The following is a 606-nucleotide window of genomic DNA, read 5'->3' as shown; positions in this document are numbered from 1 at the left end:
TGACGCCGCACAGCAGACCAGCGAAGACGTGATTGCCCAGGCATTGGAACTGGGACTGAATTTCTTCGCGGTTCCGGAATCCCTGGGCGGCGCCGCCACCGAGAAATCCACCGTTACCAGCATGCTGCTGGCAGAAGATCTGGCCCGTGGCGACATGGGCCAGGCCGTCGCGATTCTTGCCCCCATGGGGGTCGCCAATGCGCTGACCCAGTGGGGCACCGCTCAGCAGCAGGACAAATACCTGAGCAGCTTCGCCGAAGAGAATCCGCCCAAAGCCGCCATTGCGGTGTGCGAACCGCGCCCGTTGTTCGACCCCATGGCGCTGGCCACCACCGCCCGCAAGGACGGTAACGACTACGTTCTCAACGGCGAAAAATCCCTGGTGCCACTGGCGGCCGAAGCGGAAATTTTCCTGGTTGCCGCACAAACAGACACCGGCCCCGCGGTGTTTATCGTGGAAGGCGGCACCGACGGACTCACCGCCGGAGAGGATCCCGCCATGGGCATCCGCGCCAGCGGTCAGCGCCCGCTGAAACTGGATAACGTGCGCATCCCGGCGGACAACCGCCTGGGTAATGGCGATTTTGATTATCGCGCTTTCGTGGA

Annotated in this window: 1 protein-coding gene; it reads left to right on the top strand. The window is 63.2% G+C overall.

The window, feature by feature from the left end:
- Nucleotides 1-606, top strand: a 606-nt coding sequence (locus A3730_RS24745) for an acyl-CoA dehydrogenase family protein (RefSeq protein ID WP_197477623.1), incomplete at both ends; no start/stop codon positions are given.

It is taken from the genome of Alcanivorax sp. HI0044 (assembly GCF_001634945.1).
Note: the sequence above shows the minus strand (reverse complement) of the source record. Positions and strands in the feature narration are given on the sequence as shown.